Source organism: Pseudomonas sp. TH49 (genome assembly GCF_016650625.1).
In the GTDB taxonomy this organism is placed as follows: domain Bacteria; phylum Pseudomonadota; class Gammaproteobacteria; order Pseudomonadales; family Pseudomonadaceae; genus Aquipseudomonas; species Aquipseudomonas fluorescens_H.
On the sequence record NZ_JAEKFL010000001.1, the window covers coordinates 2,189,651 to 2,212,177 of the forward strand.

Here is a 22,527-nt window from a genome sequence, read left to right on the forward strand (position 1 = left end):
GCATCTAAAGATGAATCACGGCCAGGTCGAGCCGACCGTAATCGCCTTCGCTGTGTTCACTTCGCGGTGGTACATGGTGGGTTTTCATGATCTGGTCACCCTGCAGGGTTTCCAGATGAATATCGAAGCCCCACAAGCGGTGCAGATGTTTCAGTACCTCGTCGGTGGAGTCGCCCAAGGGTTTGCGGTCATGTTGCTGGTGACGCAGGGTCAGCGAGCGGTCGCCGCGCCGGTCGATGCTGTAGATCTGCACGTTGGGCTCGCGGTTGCCGAGGTTGTACTGCGCAGCCAGGGTTTCGCGGATGATCCGGTAGCCGGTTTCGTCATGGATCGCCGGTACCAGCAAATCGTCCTTCTGATCGTCATCAAGAATGCTGAACAGTTTCAGGTCACGGATCACCTTCGGTGACAGGTATTGCAGGATGAAACTCTCATCCTTGAAGCTGCTCATGGCGAACTTGATGCTCGACAGCCAGTCGGAACCGGCGATGTCCGGGAACCAGCGCCGGTCTTCCTCGGTGGGGTTTTCGCACATGCGGCGGATGTCGCGATACATCGCGAAACCCAGTGCGTAGGGGTTGATCCCGTTGTAGTAAGGACTGTCGAAGCCGGGCTGGAACACCACGCTGGTGTGCGAGGTGAGGAATTCCATCATGAAGCCGTCGGTCACCAGGCCCTCGTCGTACAGGTCGTTCATCAGCGTGTAGTGCCAGAACGTGGCCCAGCCTTCGTTCATCACCTGAGTCTGGCGCTGTGGATAAAAATACTGGGCGATCTTGCGTACGATCCGCACGATCTCCCGTTGCCACGGCTCCAGTAGCGGCGCGTGTTTCTCGATGAAGTACAGGATGTTTTCCTGAGGCTCGGCCGGGAAGCGCGCGTTGTCCTTGTCGCTGTATTTGTCCGCGCCTTTGGGGATGGTGCGCCATAGATCGTTGATCTGCTTCTGCATGTGCTCTTCGCGATCCTTCTGCCGCCGGCGTTCTTCCTCGGCGGAAATCGGATACGGGCGCTTGTAGCGGTCGACCCCGTAGTTCATCAGCGCATGGCAGGAGTCGAGCAGGTCCTCCACCGCGTCGATACCGTGGCGCTCTTCGCATTGCATGATGTACTGCTTGGCGAACACCAGGTAATCGATGATCGAGCTGGCGTCAGTCCAGGTGCGGAACAGGTAGTTGCCCTTGAAGAAACTGTTGTGCCCGTAGCACGCGTGAGCGACCACCAGCGCCTGCATGCAGATGGTGTTTTCCTCCATCAGGTAGGCGATGCACGGGTCCGAGTTGATCACGATTTCGTAGGCCAGCCCCATCTGGCCGCGGCTGTAGGATTTCTCGGTACTGAGGAAGTGTTTGCCGTAGGACCAGTGGTGATAGCCCAGTGGCATGCCGACCGAGGCATAGGCATCCATCATCTGCTCGGCGGTGATCACTTCGATCTGGTTGGGATAGGTATCCAGCGCGTAGCCGGCCGCAATCCGGGCGATTTCGCGGTCGTAGGCCTGGATCAGCTCGAACGTCCATTCGGAGCCGGTGGAGATGGGTTGGCGTTTCTGCTCTTTGGCGGTCATGTCACTAACCTGCGCTGGAAGAGTTCACGGAAGACCGGATAGATATCCCCGGCCGAGACCAGCTGCTGCTGGGCAAACGTGTCGGAAAAGGCTTCGGCAATGCGTTCGTATTCGTACCAGAGGGCCTGATGCTCGCGCGGAGTGATCTCCACATAAGTGTAGTACTGCACAAACGGCATGATCTGGTTGATCAGGATGTCGCGGCAGATTGGCGAGTCATCGTTCCAGTTGTCGCCGTCGGAAGCCTGCGCGGCATAGATGTTCCATTCGTTGCTCGGGTAGCGCTCGGCCATGATCTCCTGCATCAGCTTCAGCGCGCTGGAGACGATGGTGCCGCCGGTTTCCCGTGAATAGAAGAACTCTTCCTCGTCCACTTCCCGGGCGCTGGTGTGGTGGCGGATGAACACGACGTCGATCTTGTCGTAGTTACGCTTGAGGAACAGGTACAACAGGATGAAAAAGCGTTTGGCGATGTCTTTGGTCGCCTGGGTCATCGAGCCGGAAACGTCCATCAGGCAGAACATCACCGCTTTCGAGCTGGGGTTGGGTTGCTTGATCAGCAGGTTGTACTTGAGGTCGAAGGTGTCGAGGAACGGCACGCGATGAATGCGCGCACTGAGTTTTTCGATTTCTGCTTCGAGATCCTGAATATCGCCGAAGTTATCCGGCTCTTCACGCTTTAATCGCGCCAGTTCCTCTTTGGCCTCGCGCAGTTTGGCACGGCTGCTGCCGGACAGCGCAATGCGCCTGGCATGAGCCGAGCGCAGGGTGCGGATGATGTTGATCCGCGACGGGTTACCCTCGTTGCTGATCCCGGCGCGCACAGTCTTGAACGTGTCGGTACCACTGAGGTTGCGTTTCACCAGATTCGGCAGTTCGAGGTCTTCGAACATGAATTCGAGGAATTCTTCCTGGGTGATCTGGAAGACGAACTCGTCCATGCCCTCGCCGGAATTGCCGGCCTTGCCCGGACCGCGTCCGCCGCCACCCCCCGGTGGACGGGCGATATGTTCGCCGGCAGTGAATTCCTTGTTGCCGGGATGAACCACGGTCTGCTTGCCGCCGCGACCGTGGTGAAGCACCGGTTCGTCGATGTCGCGACCGGGAATGCTGATCTGTTCGCCGTGTTCCATATCGGTGATGGAACGCCGGCTGACCGCCTCTTCGACAGCCTTCTTGATGTGATCACGGTAACGCCGCAGGAAGCGCTGGCGATTCACCGTGCTCTTGTTCTTGCCATTGAGACGTCGGTCGATCACATAACTCATAGGAAGCCCTCCGGGCAGCTTCAAGTTGTGAGCTTCAAGCTGCAAGTAAAAGCAGGTTCCCGGGCATCTGTGGGTTACGCGCTTTGTTCTTGCAGCTGATAGCTAGAAGCTTGCAACTGCTTCACTGCGACTTCCGGACCCGCAGGTACCACTCGGACAGCAGTCGTACCTGTTTGTCGGTGTAGCCGCGTTCGACCATTCGAGTAACGAAGTCGTTGTGTTTCTGTTGATCCTCTTTGCTGGCCTTGGCATTGAAGCTGATGACTGGCAGCAGGTCTTCGGTGTTCGAGAACATTTTCTTCTCGATGACCACCCGCAGTTTTTCGTAGCTGAGCCAGGTCGGGTTCTTGCCGTTGTTGTTGGCTCGGGCGCGCAATACGAAGTTGACGATCTCGTTGCGGAAATCCTTCGGATTGCTGATGCCGGCCGGTTTCTCGATTTTCTCCAGTTCTTCGTTCAGGGCGACACGGTTGAGAATCTCGCCGGTTTCCGGGTCGCGGTATTCCTGATCCTGAATCCAGAAGTCCGCATACAGCACGTAGCGGTCGAAGATGTTTTGCCCGTATTCGCTGTAAGACTCCAGGTACGCGGTCTGGATCTCCTTGCCGATGAATTCGATATAACGCGGCGCCAGGTATTCCTTGAGGTAGCGCAGGTAGCGTTCGCGGGTCTCGGCCTGGAACTGTTCCTGTTCGATCTGCTGTTCCAGCACATACAGCAGGTGCACCGGGTTGGCGGCGATTTCATGCGGATCGAAGTTGAACACCTTGGACAGGATCTTGAATGCAAACCGGGTCGACAGGCCGTTCATGCCCTCGTCGACGCCGGCCGAGTCGCGGTACTCCTGAATCGACTTGGCCTTTGGATCGGTGTCCTTGAGGTTTTCCCCGTCGTAGACGCGCATCTTCGAATAGATGTTGGAGTTTTCCGGCTCCTTGAGGCGCGACAGCACGGTGAACTGCGCCAGCATCTTCAAGGTGTCCGGTGCGCAATGCGCCTTGGCCAGCGAACTGTTGAACAGCAACTTGTCGTAGATCTTCACCTCGTCGCTGACGCGCAGGCAGTACGGCACTTTGACGATGTAGATCCGGTCGATGAAGGCTTCGTTGTTCTTGTTGTTGCGGAAGGTGTGCCACTCCGATTCGTTGGAGTGTGCGAGCAGGATCCCGGTGAACGGAATCGCCCCCAGTCCTTCGGTACTGTTGTAGTTGCCTTCCTGGGTAGCGGTCAGCAATGGGTGCAGCACCTTGATCGGTGCCTTGAACATTTCGACGAACTCCATCAGGCCCTGGTTGGCCCGGCACAGCGCACCGGAGTAGCTGTAGGCGTCGGCGTCGTTCTGTGGGTATTCCTCGAGTTTGCGAATGTCGACCTTACCCACCAGCGCCGAGATGTCCTGGTTGTTCTCGTCGCCCGGTTCGGTTTTCGCCACGGCGATCTGATTGAGGATCGACGGGTACAACTTGACCACGCGGAACTGGCTGATGTCGCCGCCGAATTCGGCCAGGCGTTTGGTCGCCCAGGGCGACATGATGGTGTTCAGGTAGCGCCGTGGGATGCCGAAGTCTTCCTCGAGGATCGCGCCATCTTCGGTGGCGTTGAACAGACCCAAGGGCGATTCGAATACCGGCGAACCCTTGATCGCGTAGAAGGGCACCTTTTCCATCAGCTGTTTCAGCTTCTCGGCCAGGGACGATTTACCGCCACCGACGGGGCCGAGCAGATAGAGGATCTGTTTCTTCTCTTCCAGGCCTTGGGCGGCATGGCGGAAATACGAGACGATCTGGTCGATGCATTCTTCCATCCCGTGGAAGTCTTCAAAGGCCGGATAGCGACGGATCACCTTGTTGGAGAAGATGCGCGACAGCCTCGAATTGGTCGATGTGTCGAGCAGTTCCGGTTCGCCGATGGCCATCAATAGACGCTCGGCTGCGGAAACGTAGGCGCTCCGGTCTTTCTTGCACAGCTCCAGGTACTCTTGCAGCGAGAGTTCTTCCTGGCGTGTGGACTCGAAGCGTTGTTGGAAGTGGCTAAAGATACTCATGACGTCACCTCGCTCGATACGTGGAGCCGACGCCGGATCACTCAGTCGATGCTGGCAAGCAGCCGCTGTGGCCACTTGTTTACCCCCCAGAACACTTTCGCGGTCGACAACCTTGAAAGTCACTCCCGATGACCCGTGCGCCGGTGTACCGGCTCTCCCCTGTTTTGGATGGCCTGGGCTTAAGGATAGTTGGGAATTCGAGAGGTAAAGGCGAGATACGTAATTAGTTGTGGCAGACCGTTCGTCTGCCCCGCGCAGGCCCACGGCAGCCGGGGCCTGCGCGTGACAAAAAAAATTATTCGGGCGTGCCTTGCGCGGTTTCTGCAGGATAAGTCGTACGCCACAACTCGAAACCGCCGTCCATGCTGTAGACGTCGGAGAAGCCCTGGCTGATCAGATACGCGGCGGCACCCTGGCTGGAATTGCCGTGATAGCAAACGACGACAGTCGGTGCATCAAGGTCGGCGCCCTGGATAAAAGCGTGCAAGGAATGGTTGTCCAAATGCTTCGAGCCACTGATATGCAGTGCGGCAAAGGTGGCGGGATCACGGACATCAACCACGACTGCGCCTTGTTCACGCAGGGCCTGGGCCTGTTCCGGGGGGATTCGTTTGAATTCGCTCATGGCGGGTTCCTGTTGCTCGGCAGAATGCGCAGTCTAACGCGGCGCGCTGACTGGCGACGTTTCGGGGATAAGTGGTGCGACTGATGGTGCAAGGCCGCCGTGTTCATCGCACTTGCAGGACACGCGTTCGCCGCTGTCGACGTTCATCAGGGTCAGGCTGCCGCCCCAGACACAACCGGTGTCCAGTGCCGAGATGCCCGGTTCGTGGACATCGCCTTCCAGCGCAGCCCAGTGACCGAAGATGATCCGCAGGCCGCGGGTCTTGCGCTCCTTGTGCTGGAACCACGGTTTGTAGCCGGGCGGGGCGGTATCGAGGCCTTCCTTGCTCTTGAGGTCGAGCTTGCCCTCGGCGGTGCAGAAGCGCATGCGGGTGAAATAGTTGGTGATGACGCGCAGGCGGGTCACGCCCGTGAGCTCGCTGTCCCATTTCGCCGGCTCATTGCCGTACATGCCGTCCAGGTAAAGCGGAAACAGGTTGTCGTCACGCAGTGCCGCTTCGGCCTCGGCCGCGTACTTCAGGGCCTTGCGCAAGGACCACTGCGGAGGGATGCCCGCATGCACCATGGCAATTTCGCGTTGCTCGTCGTAGTGCATGAGCTTTTGCTGGCGCAGCCACTCGAGCAGATCGGCCGCGTCGGGGGCTTCAATGATCTCGCGCAGGGTATCGGACTTCTTCAGGCGCTCAATGTTGTTGGCCGCAGCGAGCAGGTGCAGGTCATGGTTACCCAGTACGCAAACCAGCGAGTCGCGCATGCCGTAGAGAAAACGCAGGGTCTCCAGCGATTGCGGGCCGCGGTTGACCAGGTCGCCGACCAGCCACAGCCGATCGAGCTTCGGGTCGAAAGCCACTTGCTTGAGCAGACATTTGAGCGGTTCGAGGCAGCCTTGCAGGTCGCCGACGGCGTACGTCGTCATCAGTGCAAGGCTCCGGGTACGGCGAGGCGGAAAGGCTTGATGATCGCGTCGAAATGCTTGCCGTCGTCGGCGACCATTTCATAAGAGCCCTGCATGGTGCCGACCTTGGTGGTCATCACTGTGCCGCTGCTGTAAGTGTGGCTCTTGCCTGTGTCGATCAGCGGTTGCTGGCCGACGACACCGGCGCCGCGCACTTCTTCGACATGCCCGTCACCGTCGGTGATCACCCAATGCCGCGACAACAGCTTGGCCGGGAGCGCGCCATTGTTTTGCACGGTGATGGTGTAGGCGAAGGCGAAGCGGTTGTGCTCGGGTTGCGATTGGTCTGCCAGATAGTGGGTGACGACACTGACATCGACCTGATAGCGAGAATCGGACATGCAAAAGGGCCTTAAGCAAAGCGGAACGCGAGGCGTAGCTGATGGGGAATCAGTCTAGGCAAGTATCGGGCAGTAAACCAGAGTGGCGTCCTGCCCGATAGCGTTCATCGCCGGTCAGTCGGCGGCGGGGGCTTGCGGGGCTTGTTCGCTGAGCTTGTCGGCCAGGCGCACGAATGCGGCCAGGTCCAGTTGCTCGGGGCGCAGGCTGCCATCGACGCCGGCGGCTTCGATCTCGGCAGCGGTCATCAATTGCTTGAGGGTGTTGCGCAGGGTCTTGCGGCGCTGGTTGAACGCTTCGCGTACCACGCGCTCGAGCAGGCGATGATCCTTGGCCGGGTGCGGCAATACGGCGTGCGGCACCAGACGGACGATGGCCGAGTCGACCTTCGGCGGCGGGTTGAACGCGCCCGGGCCGACGTTGAACAGGTGTTCCACGCGGCAATGGTACTGAACCATGATCGACAGACGACCCCAGTCACCGCCACCCGGGCCAGCGGCCAGACGTTCGACCACTTCTTTCTGCAGCATGAAGTGCATGTCGCGAATGATGCCGGCGTTATTCAGCAGGTGGAAAATCAGCGGCGTGGAGATGTTATACGGCAGGTTGCCGACCACGCGCAGGCTGTTCGGCGCGGCGTTCAGTGTATTGAAGTCGAACTTCAGCGCATCGCCCTGATGCAGGTTGAAGTTGCTCTTGCCGGCAAACTGCTGGTTGAGGATCGGGATCAGGTCCTTGTCCAGTTCCACCACGTCGAGTTGCGCGCCGGAGTTGAGCAGGCCAGCCGTCAGTGCGCCCTGGCCCGGGCCGATTTCCAGCATGCGGTCGCCGGATTTGGCGCTGATGGAGCGCAGGATGCGGTCGATGACGCCGGCATCGTGCAGGAAGTTCTGGCCAAAGCGTTTGCGCGCCTTGTGTTGGTATTGCTCGGTCATAAACGGGTCTCGGCCATCTGGTAGGCGGTTTCCAGGGCGACCTGCAGGCTGCCGGTGTCGATCTTGCCGCTGCCGGCCAGATCCAGGGCGGTGCCATGATCGACCGAGGTGCGGATGATCGGCAGGCCAAGGGTAATGTTGACCGCGGCGCCGAAGCCTTTGTACTTCAGCACGGGCAGGCCCTGGTCGTGGTACATCGCCAGCACTGCATCGCAGTGCTCCAGATATTTGGGGGTAAACAGAGTGTCGGCAGGCAGCGGGCCACGAAGGTCCATGCCCTCGCCGCGCAGGCGCTCTAATGTAGGTTCGATGATGTCGATTTCTTCATGGCCCAGGTGTCCGCCTTCACCGGCGTGCGGGTTGAGCCCGCAGACCAGGATGCGTGGCTGGGCGATGCCGAATTTGTCTTGCAGGTCGGCGTGCAGAATCCGTGTGACCCGCTCCAGCCGATCAGGGGTGATTGCATCGGCAATCTCGCGCAGCGGCAGGTGGGTGGTGACCAGCGCCACGCGCAAACCGCGAGTGGCGAGCATCATCACCACTTGTGCGGTATGGGTCAGGTCGGCGAGGAATTCCGTATGCCCGGAGAACGGGATGCCTGATTCGTTGATCACGCCTTTGTGTACCGGAGCGGTGATCATCCCGGCGAAATCGCCGTTCAGACAGCCGTTGCCGGCGCGGGTCAGGGTTTCCAGAACGAATGCAGCGTTAGCCTTGTCCAGTTGCCCGGCAACCACGGGGGCGCTGAGCGGGGTATCCCAGACGTACAGGCTGCCGGCGGGTGCCGGTACATCCGGCCAGTGATCTGGCGCCACCTCCAGCAAAGTGACGGCCAGCCCCAGCTGCGCGGCCCGCTCGAGGAGCAGGTCGCGGCTGGTGATGGCAATCAGGGGGTGTGGCTGGGCTTGCGAGGCGAGCAGCAGGCACAGGTCGGGACCGATGCCGGCTGGTTCGCCGGGTGTCAGCGCGAAACGCTTGGGTTTCACTGCGCTGCCTGGTCTGCACCAGGGAGTTTGATTTCTACGTAGGCTTCTTCACGAATCTGACGCAGCCAGTTTTGCAGCTCTTCATCGTATTTTTTGTTACGCAGAACGGTCATTGCCTGTTGCTCGCGGGCCTGCTCGGTGCTGTCGGTGGCGCGGCGGCCAAGGACTTCCAGAACGTGCCAGCCGTACTGAGTCTGGAACGGCTTGGACAGCTGACCTTGTGGGGTCTTGGCCATCACTTCGCGGAATTCCGGTACCAGTGCGTTCGGGTCGATCCAGTTCAAGTCGCCGCCGTTGAGCGCCGAACCCGGGTCTTCGGAGTAGTTCTTCGCCAGTTCAGCGAAGTCTTCGCCAGCCAGGATACGGTCGTACAGCGATTGCACCAGGGCTTTGGTCTTGGCTTCGTCGCGGATCGGGCTTGGCTTGACCAGGATGTGGCGCACGTGCACCTCATCGCGCATCTGGGTTTCACCGCCACGCTTGCCGAGCACTTTCAGGATGATGAAGCCACCTGGTGTGCGTGCCGGTTGGGTGATATCACCCACCGCCATGTTGCTCAGCTCGCGATCGAACGGAGGTGGCAGTTGAGCGGCTTTACGCCAGCCCATGTCGCCGCCTTCCAGAGCGTTGTCGCTGCCGGACTTGGCAACGGCCAGTTGACCGAAGTCAGCGCCTTGCTTGAGTTGCTGGTAAACGTCCATGGCCTGACGATAAGCGCTCTGAATCGCTTCAGAGTTGGCACTTTCCGGCGTTGGAATCAGGATGTTCGCCAGGTGCAGCTCTTCGGACAGTTGCATCTTGCCCAGGTCGGAGGCGAGGAAGTTCTTCACTTCCTGTTCCGAGACCTGGATGCGTTCTGCCACGCGGCGCTGACGCACACGGCTGATGATCATCTCGCGCTTGATCTGGTCACGGGCGTCGTCGTAGGACAAGCCGTCGTGAGCCAGAGCAGCGCGGAATTGATCCACGGTCATGTTGTTGCGCTGAGCGATAGTGCCGACCGCCTGGTTCAGCTCTTCATCGGTGATGCGGATACCAGAACGTTCGCCGATCTGCAGTTGCAGGTTTTCGACGATCAGACGCTCGAGCACCTGCTGATCCAGCACGCCGGGAGGCGGCATGCCGCCCCCGCGCTTGGCGATGGTCTGCTGAACTTCGTGGACACGCTGGTCCAGTTGGCTCTGCATGACCACGTCGTTATCAACGATCGCGACCACTTTATCGATGGACTGAACTGCGGCATTGGCCGCAGTACCCAGGAACAGCGCGCCCAGCAGCAGCGGGCGCAGACAATCAGAAAGCTTGGTCTTCACGTTGACGATAACCTTGGATGCCTTTGTCGAGGAAGGTTTCAGTCTTGGCGCCGGTAAGGCCGCCGAGTCCCTTCAGAACAATTTGGAGGAAGACGCCGTGGTCGCCTTTTTCGTTTTGCGGAGCTTCCTGACTGAATTCGTCGTAGGAAACCCAGTAACGGTTGATCAGGCGAAGTTTCCAGCAGCAGTTGTCGTACTCGAAACCACCGAAGGCTTCCAGCGTACGGTTGCGGTTGTAGTCGTACTGCCAGCGGCTGATCGCGCTCCACTGTGGAACGATCGGCCAGATGACCGAGAAGTCATGCTGCTGGATCTTGTAGTAGTCCTTCACGTAGCCAGGCTGGCCCGGGGTGCCGTAGTCGCCACCGCCCACCGTCCATTTGCCGGTGGTCTGGTCGTAGCGAACCTGGTCGTTACGATAGCGATAGCCGACGTTGACGATCTTGTTCGGGTTGTCCTCAGGCTGGTAATGGAACATCGCACTGCCGGAACGTGGGCTGCGGCTGTCCGGGTCCCAGTTGTAGTCGGCAGTGGTGCGCCAGTCGCGGTTCCAGCGGTATTCGTATTCCAGTGCGTATGGCGATACGTCGGACTGGGCATCTTTGCGATCCTTGAACGCGATGCCTGGCAGTTGTACTTCACGATCCTTGAAGTAGTAAGCCTGGCCGACGCTGATGCGCTGACGCTCGAAACCGTTGTCTTCGATCCAGCGGCTGGTCACACCCAACGACAGCTTGTTCTCGTCGCCGACGCGGTCGGAGCCGGAGAAGCGGTTGTCGCGGAACAACGACGCGTAGTTGAAGGTGTATTCACTGGTGTCGAATACTGGAATGTCTTCCTGATCAACCTTGGGTACATAGAGGTAGAACAGACGCGGTTCCAGGGTCTGGCGATAGTTCGTGCCGAAGTACGACGTGTTGCGGTCGAAATACAGGCCGCTGTCGACGCTGGCAATCGGTACGCCACGGTTCTGGTTGCTGTCGAAGGTGCCGTTGAGTTTGTTCTGCTCAGCGGTTTGATTTGCGATCTGGCCTTTGCCAATACTGTCCAGATCCAGCTGGTACTGGGTGTACTGGTATTTGAGCGATGGCTTCAGGAAACCGTAGGTCCAGTTCATCGGCAGGCTGACGCCTGGCTTCAGATTCAGACGGTCGCCGTTAGCGCGCGCCAAGCCTTGGACGTTTGTATCCAGGCGTGGCGAGATGGTGCCATCTTCATCGGTAAAGTTACCGTTTTGCAGGTCACGATCGAACCGAACAATTTCGGTCTCGTAATCGAAATTCAAACCTTCCGGGTGATACGGCAGCTGACCATTGAAGGTGATCTGCGGCAGACGGCCGTAAGGCGTGATGTTCGAAACGGTTGCCAATTGGTACTGCTGCGCATTCAGGCGAGCGGTGTAGCTGTCGCCACGATAGGTCACCGAACCTTGCTGATTCACGAAGTCCTGGCTCTTCACACCGATCTGATCGGTGGTCAGATCCTGGAAGTAGTACGGATCGCTGATCTTGGTGTAGTCAACCTGGGTATACACACGGGAGTCGAGACCACCCTTGTGTTGCCAGTTGTACATGTAGCGATTTTTTTCGTAATCAGACTGTTTGCTGCGATCGGTATCTTCATCGTTCAGATACGCCGCGCCGAACTGACCTTCGCTGGACTTGGTCAGGTAGCGGAACTCGCCTTCCATCAACAGGCCACGCTTGCTCATGTAGCGCGGATACAACGTGGCATCGTAGTTCGGTGCCAGGTTGAAGTAGTACGGGGTGACCAGCATGAAGCCGGTGTCGCTGCCGGTGCCGATGGTCGGCGGCAGGAAGCCCGACTGACGACGGTCGTCGATCGGGAAGTAGATGTACGGCGTGTACAGGATCGGAATGTCCTTGACCCGCAGTGTCACGTTGGTCGCGGTACCGAAGCCGGTGGCCGGGTTCAGGGTGATGTTGTTGCCCTTGAGCTGCCACGCGTTGCTGTTCGGTTCGCACGTGGTGTACGTGCCGTCCTTCAAGCGGATGATCGCGTTTTCGGCACGTTTGGCGTACAGCGCGTTACCGCGGATGCGCGATTTGTGCAGCACGTATTCGGCGTTGTCGACCTTGGCTTCACCGGTATCGAGCTGCACATCGGCGTGGTCGCCGACGATCAGTGCACCGTTGTCGCGAATGCGCACGTCGCCGTTGAGTTCGGCGCGGCTCTCGGCCTGGTACAGGCTGGCCTCGTCGGACTCGACCTGCATGCTGCCCTGACGCAGGACCACGTCGCCGGCCAGCGTACCCACCTGATCTTCGGTGTTGTAGCGCGAGGCTTTGGCGCCGATAAAGGTCGGTGCGTCACTTTTATTCGTCTTGTCATTCATGCCAGGACGAATCGGTTCGATATAGGAACCAGAGCAGTAAGGACCGGTCTCGGCCAATTGGGCGGCGGTGAGCTTCTCGCGCGGAACCCAGTCGAGGTGACTGTAGTCTTCGCTACGGGATTTCAGGCCGCGGCCTTTGGCTTCGGTGACCAGCACAGGCTTGGCGCCGGTGTCGGAAGTGGAACCGTTCTGGGCCGGGGCTTCGCCAGCGGCGCTGACGGCACTGCCGTCATGCACCGGACGCGGCGGCAATGCAGCTGCCGGCGTCTTGGGCGCACAAGCCCAGCCACCCGTTGCCGAGACGGCGCAGTCATACTGCTCGGCGGCGACAACGAATTGACTGGCCAGAGGTTGCATAGCCAGCAGACTGCCGGTTACCAACAACGGAAATTTTTTACGAAACGCGGGGGATTTCAATGCCATCTTATTAGTCCGGGCTTCCTGCGTGCCATCTGCCCGCGGTGTGGGCCGCACGCCTCTCGATGGTCTGAAAAAGATGCTGGATAATAAAGCATGACCCGCTTGACGGCTAGCGCCGTCGGAGACCCTTGCAATGCCTGACCAAGATGTACGCTTGCAACACCTGAAAGTTTGGCTCGATGAACAGTTGGCAATCCTTTTTGCAGATCAGGGCTGGGGCGTCGTACCCCCGGCCACGTTGACCGCGGCCAGCAGCGACGCGAGTTTCCGGCGGTATTTCCGCTGGGAAGGAGCGGGCCGCAGCTTCGTCGTGATGGATGCTCCGCCACCCCAGGAAAACTGCAAACCGTTCGTGGATATCGCCTTTTTGCTGGCGAAATCCGGAATTAATGTGCCGAAAATTTATGCAGAAGACCTCGAACGCGGATTTCTTTTGCTCAATGACCTGGGCAACAAGACCTATCTCGACGTAATCGACAGTGAAAATGCCGACGCTTTGTTCAGCGATGCCTTGCAATCTCTGCTGGCTTTTCAGCAATTGCCGATGGTCGCACCACTGCCGAGTTACGACGTGGCACTGCTGCGCCGCGAGCTGGAACTGTTCCCCGAGTGGTACGTGAAGCGCGAACTCGGCATCGAGTTTGATGCAGCACAGCAGCAACAGTGGCAAGCCGTCAGCGATCTGCTGATTGACAGCGCCCTGGCCCAGCCGAAAGTGTTGGTGCACCGCGACTACATGCCGCGCAATCTGATGCTCAGCGCACCGAATCCCGGTGTGCTCGACTTTCAGGACGCGGTCTACGGCCCGGTCACCTACGACGTCACCTGCCTGTTCAAGGATGCCTTCCTCAGTTGGCCTGAAGAGCGTGTGCGTGGCTGGCTGGAAAGTTACTGGCAGCAAGCCGCTGCGCTGAACATCCCGGTGCAGGCCGATTTCGAAGACTTCCTGCGCGCCAGCGACCTGATGGGCGTACAGCGTCACCTGAAAGTCATCGGCATCTTCGCTCGCATCTGCCATCGCGATGGCAAGCCGCGCTATCTGGCCGACGTGCCGCGTTTCTTCGCCTATATAGAAGCGGTGATCGCTCGTCGTCCTGAACTGGCGGATCTGCAGGCGTTGCTCGCCAGTCTGCGTGGCGGAGTGACTGCATGAAGGCCATGATTCTGGCGGCAGGCAAAGGCGAGCGCATGCGCCCGCTGACCCTGACCACCCCCAAACCGCTGGTGCGTGCCGGCGGCGTACCGTTGATCGAATATCACCTGCGCGCGCTGGCAGCGGCCGGTTTCAGCGAGATCGTGATCAACCATGCCTGGCTCGGTCAGCAGATCGAGGATTACCTGGGCGACGGTTCGCAGTTCGGCGTGAGCATCCAGTATTCGCCGGAAGGCGAGCCGCTGGAGACCGGCGGCGGGATTTTTCGCGCCTTGCCGTTGCTCGGTGATGATGCGTTTCTGGTGGTCAACGGTGACATCTGGACCGATTACGACTTCAGCGTGCTGCATCAACCGATCAATGGTCTGGCGCATCTCGTACTGGCGGACAACCCGGCTCATCATCCCACGGGCGATTTCACCCTGACTGACGGTCGGGTGAGCGATGGCCAGGCGGGTGCGCAAACCCTGACCTACAGCGGCATCGCCGTGCTCCATCCGCAGTTGTTCGATGGCTGCGCGGACGGCGCGTTCAAGCTCGCACCATTGCTGCGCAAAGCCATGGCCGATGGACAGGTCACGGGCGAGCGTCTGAAAGGCCATTGGGTGGATGTCGGTACGCATGAGCGTCTGGCCGAAGCTGAAGCATTGATAGAAGCGAGTCGTTGATATGTTGTGGCCAGGGACTCTGATTGGAGCCGGAGCAGGTTTTGCGATTGCCAGCATTCCGGGGGCCATGCTTGGGGCATTGTTGGGACAGGCGCTGGATCGGCGTCTGCACTTGCAGAGCTGGGGGCACTTGCGGGAAAAACTCGGCGGCCGGCCGATGTTGCGCAACGACGAATTGCTGTTCGTGTTGCTCGGGCGTCTGGCCAAGAGTGACGGGCGGGTGACGGACGGTCATATCCAGCAGGCGCGCAATGAAATGAACGCCCTGGAAATGAGCGAACCGGCGCGGCGGCGGGCGATTGCCGCGTTCAATCGCGGCAAGTCCGGCGGCGACCGCCTGCGCGGTTATCTGCGACGCCTGAGTGCTCAGCCGCATGCCGCCGAAGGCGTGTTGCGCGCCTGCTGGCGGATGGTCTGGGCCGACGGTCGCGCGGGCGTCAGTGAGCGTGAATTATTGGCGCAGTGGGGCAAGTGGCTGGGGTGGACAACGCACCAGATCCAGGCACTGGCCAATGATTACGAGCCGAACAAACGGCCGATTGTCAGTGCGGCGATGAGTTATCAGGAAGCGATGCGCCTGCTCGGCGTGTCGGCGACCAGCGAGCCGGCGCAGATCAAGCGCGCCTATCGACGACTGCTCAGCCGTCATCACCCGGACAAGATCGCCGGCAGCGGCGCGACGCCGGAGCAGGTGCGTGACGCGACCGAGAAAACCCGCGAGCTGCACAACGCGTTTACCCTGATTCGGGCGCGACGGGATTTTCGCTGATCGTTAGAGTTGAGTTGTTGATGAGGGCCTCTTCGCGAGCAGGCTCGCTCCCACACTGATCGCATTCCTACAGATGGAATGCATTCAAATGTGGGAGCGAGCCTGCTCGCGAATGGGGCGACTCGGTCTATCAGTCAGTCTTCTGCGGATTCAACCAGCCACGCACCCGCCGGAACAACTGTTCCTGCTCAGCCTTTTTATCCGGCAACGCCTTGAGCGCCACCTGGCTGAACGCTGAAGTCTTCAAGCGCTTGCTGGCCTGCATGCGCTCAAGCGCCGCGGTGCGATCCAGCGCCTTGTCCATGTAGAAAATATCCGCCGTCGGCAACTTCAGGGTCGGCGTCAGCTCGGCCAGTGGCGGCTTGGCCTTGCTTGGTGTTTGCGCATCGACCATCACCAGCTTCTCGACCTGCGAACTCTGCCGCTCGCTGAGGAAACGCGCCGCCCAGTAGGCGCCCGTGCCGTGACCGAGGACGACGACCCGGCGTGCGCTTTGTTGCTCGGCGTAGGCAATCGCCGCGTCGATCCGCGCGAAGATGCGCTCGGCATCCGCCTTGGACTGTTCTTCAGTCGTTTCGGCAACCACCTGATCCGCCACTTCCGCTTCACCGCCCGCTGCCTGTTCGATCGGTTGCGCGGTGGTGGAATCCTTGCTGCCACTTTCCGGGGCTTTCGGCGCGGCGGCGGGCGCAATCACCCGCGGGGCGATGACATCGCTTTGCAGATCCGGCAGGGTGATGCTCAGGCTGCTCCACTCGACGTCGGGCAATTTGTTGCGCAGCGGGCCGATCACTTGCGGCCAGTCAGCGGTTTCGCCGGCGCCCGGGACGATAATCACCGCACCTTTCGGGTCGGCGGTGTTGGCCGGTTTCCACAGGGCGAGGAAAGTGTCGGCGCCGGCCTGCAGTTGCTGCTGTTCTTGCGCCGGGACTTTGCGTTCGAGTGCCGCGGCTTCTTCCTGACTACGCTCAAGCAGTGGCTGGCGTTCGGCCGGTTTTTCGGTGGCCGGTTGCTCGGCGGTGGAGGCGGGCGCCGGATCGGCGGCCTCGACGGAAAACGCACAAGGCAGGATCAGCGACAGGCACAATGCTGGCATTGCCAGGCGGTAGACAGAGGGCATCGGTTATTCCAGGCCAGAAAAGTATCCCGGCAGCCTAATGGGTTGGTCAGAATTTGTCAGTGTACGAGACTTCAATGATGCGTTTTTGCTGCCTGTGGGTTATCGGCTGGTTGTGTTTTCCCTTGATGGGCTGGGCGGCGTCTGCGCCGGCCGCGCACGCGGCGCTGTTGACGCCCGGCGAGCAGCAATGGCTGGCGCAGCACCGAGAGCTGCGCGTCGGTCTGGTGTTGCAGGCACCGTACGCGCAGTACGACCGGCGTCTGCAGCGCTTGTCCGGGGCCAATGTCGAATTGATGAAGTCACTGGCCAAAACCCTGAATGTCGATCTGAGCTGGCGCAATTTTCAGGATCTGACGCAACTGGAGGAGGCCGCTCGCGAAGGTGAAATCGACATCGCCCCGGGCCTGACCCAGACCCCGGAGGCACTGCGCCTGTGGCTGTTTTCCGATCCTTACATGCGTGTGCCGCAACTGGTGGTCAGCGACCAGAAGAGCGGCGGCGTGGTCGAGCTGGAAAAGCTCGACAGCCTGTCCCGCGTCGCCGTGCGCATGCCCAGCGTCACCGCCGATTATTTGCGCAGTAATTATCCGCACCTGAATCTGCAAGGCGTGCCGTTGGAGCGTCAGGCGTTGCAACTGTTGTTGACTCAGCAAGCGTCCTACGCCGTGGTGGACGAAGCGCAACTCGGGCGATTGTCCGCCGAGCCGGAGTTCGCCGGGCTGGTGGTGGTCGGCGATATCGGCTTGCCGCAGCTGTTGCGAGTCGCCACGCGTCGCGACTGGCCACAGTTGGCCGGGATTATCGAAAGCGCCTTGCGGGCGATCCCGGCCAAGGAGCTGGAGCGCCTGCACAACCAATGGCTGCAACCCAAGTACCCGCGGCTCACCGAATCGCCGGGGTTCTGGCAGAACCTCAGTCTGCTGTTTGCCGTTTTGCTGCTCAGTTGTGTGGCCATCGTGGTCTGGCAGCGACGCCAGCAACATAGCCTCGAACAGCGCTTGCTGGCGGCCCGGGAAGATATTGCCCTGCGCGCGGCCAGCGAAGAAGCCTTGCGCCTGACCCAGTTTTCCATCGATCAAAGCACCGTCGGCATTCTCTGGGTCAACTGGGACAGCCATGTGCGCTACGCGAACCGCGCGGCGGAACACATGCTCGGTTATCCACAGGGCGCGCTGATCGAGCGGCCGCTGATCGACTTCGAACCCGGTCTGCACATGGACCGCTGGCTCAACCTGTGGAAACGCGCGCGGGCCAGTGAAGAAGGGCCGCTGAGCTTTGAAACCAGTTGCGTGCGCGCTGATGGCAGCATCCTGCCGGCGGACGTCTCGCTGAGTTTCCTGCGCTTTCGCGACAGCGAGTATCTGGTGGTTTACCTCACCGACGTCACCGAGCGTCGTCGTGCCTTGGCCGCGTTGCAGGAAAGTGAAGCGCGCCTGCAAGGCATCGCCGCCAACGTGCCGGGGCTGGTGTTCCGTCTGGAGCGGGCGGCGGTGACCGGGCAGATTGATTTCGCCTACATCAGTGAGGGCAGCGAGAGTCTGGTCGGTTACGCGCCGGCCGCCATCGCGCACCGTGACATGGGCTTGCGCAGTCTGGTGCATCCCGACGACAGGGCCAGTTACCACCAGACCCAGGATCAGGCGCTGGACACCGACAGTGACTGGTCGTGGCAGGGCCGCATCCTCACTCGCCAGGGCGAACAGCGCTGGGCCGAGATCAAGGCGATCACCCGCCAACTGGAGGATGGCGCCTATGTCTGGGACGGTATCGTCTGGGACATCAGCGAAAGCAAGCGCATTGAACTGGAGCTGGCCGCGTCCCGCGAGCAACTGCGCGAATTGTCGGCGCACCTGGAAAGCGTGCGCGAAGAAGAGAAGGCGCGAATCGCCCGCGAAGTGCACGATGAGCTGGGGCAGATGCTCACGGTGCTGAAACTGGAAACCTCGATGTGCGAGCTGGCCTATGCGCAGCTCGACCCGGGGCTGAACGAGCGCTTGAACAGCATGAAACGCCTGATCGCCCAGTTGTTCCAGTTGGTGCGCGATGTGGCGACGGCGCTGCGCCCGCCGATCCTCGATGCCGGGATCGCCTCGGCGATCGAGTGGCAGGCGCGGCGCTTCGAGGCGCGTACGCAGATTCCGTGTCTGGTGCAGGTGCCGGACAATCTGCCGGCGCTCAGCGATGCCAAGGCCATTGGCCTGTTCCGTATCCTGCAGGAGGCGCTGACCAACGTCATGCGCCATGCCCAGGCGCATACTGTGGAGCTGACGCTGGTGCTGGAAGGCGATGAGTTGTGTCTGACGGTCAGCGATGATGGCGTAGGCTTTGTCGCCACTGCGGATCGGCCGACTTCCTTTGGCCTGGTCGGCATCCGCGAGCGGGTGCTGATCATGGGCGGGCGGTTGCTGCTTGAGAGTGAACCGGGGGAGGGCACCAGTCTGCATGTGTGGGTGCCGGTGAGTGAGGTTTGAAGGTTTGTGGTGTTTGAGCTGACGCTATCGCGAGCAGGCTCGCTCCCACATTGGAATGCACTTCCCTGTGGGAGCGAGCCTGCTCGCGAATGACCCTGGCGCTGAATAAGAATAATGGAGAAGAACTTGATCCGTGTATTGGTAGCCGAAGACCACACCATCGTCCGTGAAGGCATCAAGCAATTGATCGGCCTGGCCAAGGATCTGCAAGTGGTGGGGGAGGCGAGTAATGGCGAACAACTCCTCGAAACCCTGCGCAGCGTGCCATGTGAAGTGGTGTTGCTGGACATCTCGATGCCCGGGGTCAATGGACTGGAAGCGATTCCGCGGATTCGCGCGCTGAACAATCCGCCGGCGATTCTGGTGTTGTCGATGCACGACGAAGCACAAATGGCTGCCCGTGCGCTGAAGGTCGGCGCCGCTGGCTATGCGACCAAGGACAGTGATCCGGCGCTGTTGCTGACGGCAATTCGCAAGGTCGCAGCAGGCGGGCGTTACATCGACCCGGAGCTGGCCGACCGGATGGTCTTCGAGGTCGGCCTGACTGACACGCGTCCGTTGCATTCGCTGTTGTCCGAACGCGAGTTCTCGGTGTTCGAGCGCCTGGCCCAAGGCGCCAACGTCAACGACATCGCCCAGCAACTGGCCCTGAGCAGCAAGACCATCAGCACCCATAAGGCGCGGCTGATGCAAAAGCTCAACATCACCTCGCTGGCCGAGCTGGTGAAATATGCGATGGAACATAAACTCCTCTAAGCACACCGTATTTCTACTGTGGGAGCGGGCTTGCTCGCGAATGCGGTGGGTCATCCAATCATTCAGTGACTGACACACCGCGTTCGCGAGCAAGCCCGCTCCCACAGGGAATCTCCATCTGGCCTGCAATTGCGGGCATATCCATTAGCGACAGCCGCTTTTGCCTGTTCTTGCGGCTCGCCGCTTGTCGATTCCGCTGCGTTTGCCAAAACGCGCCATCCTTGTAGGGCAATCCCTACCCCCAACCTTCCATCCGGCTGAGGCGATTCTCTCCTGCGCCCCGATTTGCGTGGCTGGCGCCAGCCACTAGGCTTGTTCCACAGCAGTTACCAATAACAAAGGTGTGGGTATGAGCCAGGTCGATTCAAACGCAGGGGCCAGTGACGTGCTGGTCAGCTTTCGTGGAGTGCAGAAGAGCTACGACGGCGAGAACCTGATCGTCAAAGACCTCAACCTGGACATTCGCAAAGGCGAGTTCCTGACCCTGCTCGGGCCGTCCGGCTCGGGCAAGACCACCAGCCTGATGATGCTCGCCGGGTTCGAAACCCCGACCGCCGGCGAAATCCTCCTGGCCGGCCGTGCGATCAACAACGTGCCGCCGCACAAGCGCGACATCGGCATGGTATTCCAGAACTACGCGCTGTTCCCGCACATGACCGTGGCCGAGAACCTGGCCTTCCCGCTGACCGTCCGTGGCTTGAACAAGAGTGACGTCAGCGACAAGGTCAAGAAAGTCCTGAGCATGGTCCAGCTCGACGCGTTCGCGTCGCGCTATCCGGCGCAACTCTCCGGCGGTCAGCAGCAGCGTGTGGCGCTGGCTCGGGCACTGGTGTTCGAACCGCAATTGGTGCTGATGGACGAACCGCTGGGCGCACTCGACAAGCAATTGCGCGAACACATGCAGATGGAGATCAAGCACCTGCACCAGCGCCTCGGCGTGACCGTGGTCTACGTGACCCACGACCAGGGTGAAGCCTTGACCATGTCCGACCGCGTCGCCGTGTTTCATCAAGGCGAAATCCAGCAGATCGCCCCGCCGCGCACCCTCTACGAAGAGCCGAAAAACACCTTCGTCGCCAACTTCATCGGCGAGAACAACCGCCTCAACGGCCGTCTGCTCAGTCAGAACGGCGAGCGCTGCGTGGTCGAGCTGGGCCGTGGCGAGAAGGTCGAGGCGCTGGCGGTCAACGTCGGCCAGACCGGCGAACCCGTGACCCTGTCGATTCGCCCGGAGCGCGTGAGCCTCAACGGTTCGAGCGACCAATGCGTCAACCGCTTCTCAGGGAGGGTGGCGGAATTCATCTATCTGGGCGACCACGTCCGGGTGCGCCTGGAAGTCTGCGGCAAGACCGACTTCTTCGTGAAACAACCGATTGCCGAGCTCGATCCAGCGCTCGCGGTCGGGGACGTGGTACCGCTTGGCTGGCAGGTCGAGCACGTTCGTGCGCTCGACCCGCTGTTAGAGGCGAACTGATCGCCCCCCGCAATACCAACACCAACCCTGCACGTGGAGAGAACAATAAATGTTGAGATCCCTGAAGTTGACAGCCCTGACCCTGGGCCTGATGGGTGCGGCACACGCGATGGCCGCCGGCCCTGATCTGACTGTGGTGTCGTTTGGCGGGGCGAACAAGGCCGCCCAGGAAAAAGCGTTCTACGCACCGTGGCAGGCGGCGGGCAACGGCAAGATCGTTGCTGGCGAGTACAACGGCGAAATGGCCAAAGTCAAAGCCATGGTCGATACCAAGAGTGTGTCTTGGGATCTGGTGGAAGTTGAATCCCCGGAGCTGGCCCGTGGCTGTGATGAAGACATGTTCGAACAACTCGACCCGGCGCTGTTCGGCAAGACCGAAGACTATGTAAAAGGCGCGATCCAGCCGTGCGGCGTGGGCTTCTTCGTCTGGTCGACCGTGCTGGCATACAACGCCGACAAGCTCAAAGCGCCACCCGCCAGTTGGGCAGATTTCTGGGACACCAAGAAATTCCCGGGCAAGCGCGGCCTGCGTAAAGGCGCCAAGTACACTCTGGAATTCGCGTTGATGGCTGACGGTGTTGCGCCAAAAGACGTTTACAAAGTATTGGCCGGCAAGGACGGTCAGGATCGCGCCTTCAAGAAACTCGACGAACTCAAGCCTTACATCCAGTGGTGGGAGGCGGGCGCCCAACCGCCGCAATACCTCGCTTCCGGTGACGTGGTCATGAGCTCGGCCTACAACGGTCGCATCGCGGCCGTGCAGAAAGAATCCAACCTCAAGGTCGTCTGGAACGGCGGCATCTACGACTTCGACGCGTGGGCCATCCCGAAAGGTCTGGACAAGACCCGCGCCGATGCTGCGAAGAAGTTCATTGCCTACTCGGTTCAGCCGCAGCAACAGAAGACCTACTCGGAAAACATCGCCTACGGCCCGGCCAACACGCAAGCGGTACCGCTGCTGAGCAAGGACGTACTGAAAGACATGCCGACCACCCCGGAAAACATCGCCAACCAGGTGCAGATCGACGTCAGCTTCTGGGCTGACAACGGCGAGCAACTGGAGCAGCGCTTCAATTCCTGGGCTGCGAAGTAACCATCGCTCCCACTATGAGGGCTCCTGTGGCGAGGGAGCTTGCTCCCGCTTGAGTGCGCAGCACTCACAAAATTGGCACTGCCAACACAATTTTGGGGCCGCTTCGCAGCCCAGCGCGAGCAAGCTCGCTCGCCACAGGGAATCGCCATCCTCAGGCATGGTGTTTCAACACAACAGAGGTGGTTCGCCACCTCTGTAACGATCAAAGATTTGCGG

At 60.3% G+C, this 22,527-nt stretch carries 18 protein-coding genes; 7 read left to right on the top strand and 11 right to left on the bottom strand.

What is annotated here, in order from left to right:
* Positions 1 to 4: 4 nt before the first annotated feature.
* The 10 genes from JFU48_RS09890 to JFU48_RS09935 form a co-directional block, all read right to left on the bottom strand.
* Entirely contained in the window at positions 5 to 1,567 is a 1,563-nt protein-coding gene (locus tag JFU48_RS09890) for a SpoVR family protein (RefSeq protein ID WP_003228850.1), read from the bottom strand.
* Entirely contained in the window at positions 1,564 to 2,835 is a 1,272-nt protein-coding gene (locus tag JFU48_RS09895; protein ID WP_201136428.1) for a YeaH/YhbH family protein, read from the bottom strand. The genes JFU48_RS09890 and JFU48_RS09895 overlap by 4 nt, the downstream gene beginning before the upstream one ends.
* A 121-nt stretch (positions 2,836 to 2,956) precedes the next feature.
* The gene (locus JFU48_RS09900) at positions 2,957 to 4,879 is read right to left on the bottom strand and encodes a PrkA family serine protein kinase (RefSeq protein WP_003228848.1); all 1,923 of its coding nucleotides are present in this window, start codon (positions 4,877 to 4,879) and stop codon (positions 2,957 to 2,959) included.
* 295 nt (positions 4,880 to 5,174) lie between these two features.
* Positions 5,175 to 5,504: a thiosulfate sulfurtransferase GlpE gene (gene glpE / locus JFU48_RS09905; protein ID WP_003228847.1), complete on the bottom strand. Its 330-nt coding sequence runs from the start codon at positions 5,502 to 5,504 to the stop codon at positions 5,175 to 5,177.
* A 33-nt stretch (positions 5,505 to 5,537) separates the two neighbouring features.
* Positions 5,538 to 6,419: a symmetrical bis(5'-nucleosyl)-tetraphosphatase gene (locus JFU48_RS09910; RefSeq protein WP_103485899.1), complete on the bottom strand. Its 882-nt coding sequence runs from the start codon at positions 6,417 to 6,419 to the stop codon at positions 5,538 to 5,540.
* Complete coding sequence (apaG, locus tag JFU48_RS09915; RefSeq protein WP_003228843.1) at positions 6,419 to 6,799, bottom strand: Co2+/Mg2+ efflux protein ApaG; 381 nt, start codon at positions 6,797 to 6,799, stop codon at positions 6,419 to 6,421. The genes JFU48_RS09910 and apaG overlap by 1 nt, the downstream gene beginning before the upstream one ends.
* A gap of 114 nt (positions 6,800 to 6,913) precedes the next feature.
* A complete protein-coding gene (gene rsmA / locus JFU48_RS09920; RefSeq protein WP_003228841.1) occupies positions 6,914 to 7,732 on the bottom strand; it encodes a 16S rRNA (adenine(1518)-N(6)/adenine(1519)-N(6))-dimethyltransferase RsmA in 819 nt (272 codons plus the stop codon).
* Positions 7,729 to 8,718, bottom strand: a complete 990-nt coding sequence (pdxA, locus tag JFU48_RS09925; protein ID WP_103485898.1) for a 4-hydroxythreonine-4-phosphate dehydrogenase PdxA — start codon at positions 8,716 to 8,718, stop codon at positions 7,729 to 7,731. The genes rsmA and pdxA overlap by 4 nt, the downstream gene beginning before the upstream one ends.
* Complete coding sequence (gene surA, locus JFU48_RS09930) at positions 8,715 to 10,031, bottom strand: peptidylprolyl isomerase SurA (protein ID WP_103520823.1); 1,317 nt, start codon at positions 10,029 to 10,031, stop codon at positions 8,715 to 8,717. Before surA ends, pdxA begins: the two co-directional genes overlap by 4 nt.
* Positions 10,012 to 12,810 (bottom strand): LPS-assembly protein LptD, encoded by a 2,799-nt coding sequence (locus JFU48_RS09935; protein WP_003228834.1) that lies wholly within the window; start codon positions 12,808 to 12,810, stop codon positions 10,012 to 10,014. The genes surA and JFU48_RS09935 overlap by 20 nt, the downstream gene beginning before the upstream one ends.
* Positions 12,811 to 12,940: 130 nt before the next feature.
* On the opposite strand from JFU48_RS09935, the gene JFU48_RS09940 reads away from it, so the two are divergent.
* The 3 genes from JFU48_RS09940 to JFU48_RS09950 are packed head-to-tail and all read left to right on the top strand — an operon-like array spanning position 12,941 to position 15,397.
* On the top strand, positions 12,941 to 13,960 hold the full coding sequence (locus tag JFU48_RS09940) for an aminoglycoside phosphotransferase family protein (RefSeq protein ID WP_003228833.1): 1,020 nt from the start codon (positions 12,941 to 12,943) through the stop codon (positions 13,958 to 13,960).
* Positions 13,957 to 14,628, top strand: coding sequence for an N-acetylmuramate alpha-1-phosphate uridylyltransferase MurU (murU, locus tag JFU48_RS09945; protein WP_201136429.1), 672 nt, complete (start codon positions 13,957 to 13,959; stop codon positions 14,626 to 14,628). Before JFU48_RS09940 ends, murU begins: the two co-directional genes overlap by 4 nt.
* Position 14,629: 1 nt before the next feature.
* Entirely contained in the window at positions 14,630 to 15,397 is a 768-nt protein-coding gene (locus JFU48_RS09950; protein ID WP_103485894.1) for a TerB family tellurite resistance protein, read from the top strand.
* A gap of 130 nt (positions 15,398 to 15,527) precedes the next feature.
* Here the strand turns inward: JFU48_RS09950 and JFU48_RS09955 are convergent, their stop codons facing one another.
* Positions 15,528 to 16,517 carry an alpha/beta hydrolase family protein gene (locus JFU48_RS09955; RefSeq protein ID WP_003228824.1) on the bottom strand — a complete coding sequence of 330 codons (990 nt, stop codon included), beginning with the start codon at positions 16,515 to 16,517 and terminating at the stop codon, positions 15,528 to 15,530.
* A gap of 74 nt (positions 16,518 to 16,591) precedes the next feature.
* On the opposite strand from JFU48_RS09955, the gene JFU48_RS09960 reads away from it, so the two are divergent.
* From JFU48_RS09960 to JFU48_RS09975, 4 genes are all read left to right on the top strand, one after another.
* Entirely contained in the window at positions 16,592 to 18,988 is a 2,397-nt protein-coding gene (locus tag JFU48_RS09960) for a PAS domain-containing sensor histidine kinase (protein ID WP_201136430.1), read from the top strand.
* Positions 18,989 to 19,102: 114 nt separating this feature from the next.
* On the top strand, positions 19,103 to 19,744 hold the full coding sequence (locus JFU48_RS09965; RefSeq protein WP_201136431.1) for a response regulator: 642 nt from the start codon (positions 19,103 to 19,105) through the stop codon (positions 19,742 to 19,744).
* Between the two features lie 349 nt (positions 19,745 to 20,093).
* Positions 20,094 to 21,218 (top strand): ABC transporter ATP-binding protein, encoded by a 1,125-nt coding sequence (locus JFU48_RS09970; RefSeq protein ID WP_201136432.1) that lies wholly within the window; start codon positions 20,094 to 20,096, stop codon positions 21,216 to 21,218.
* A 49-nt stretch (positions 21,219 to 21,267) separates the two neighbouring features.
* Positions 21,268 to 22,311: an ABC transporter substrate-binding protein gene (locus JFU48_RS09975; protein ID WP_103485889.1), complete on the top strand. Its 1,044-nt coding sequence runs from the start codon at positions 21,268 to 21,270 to the stop codon at positions 22,309 to 22,311.
* The last annotated feature ends 216 nt before the right edge of the window (positions 22,312 to 22,527 follow it).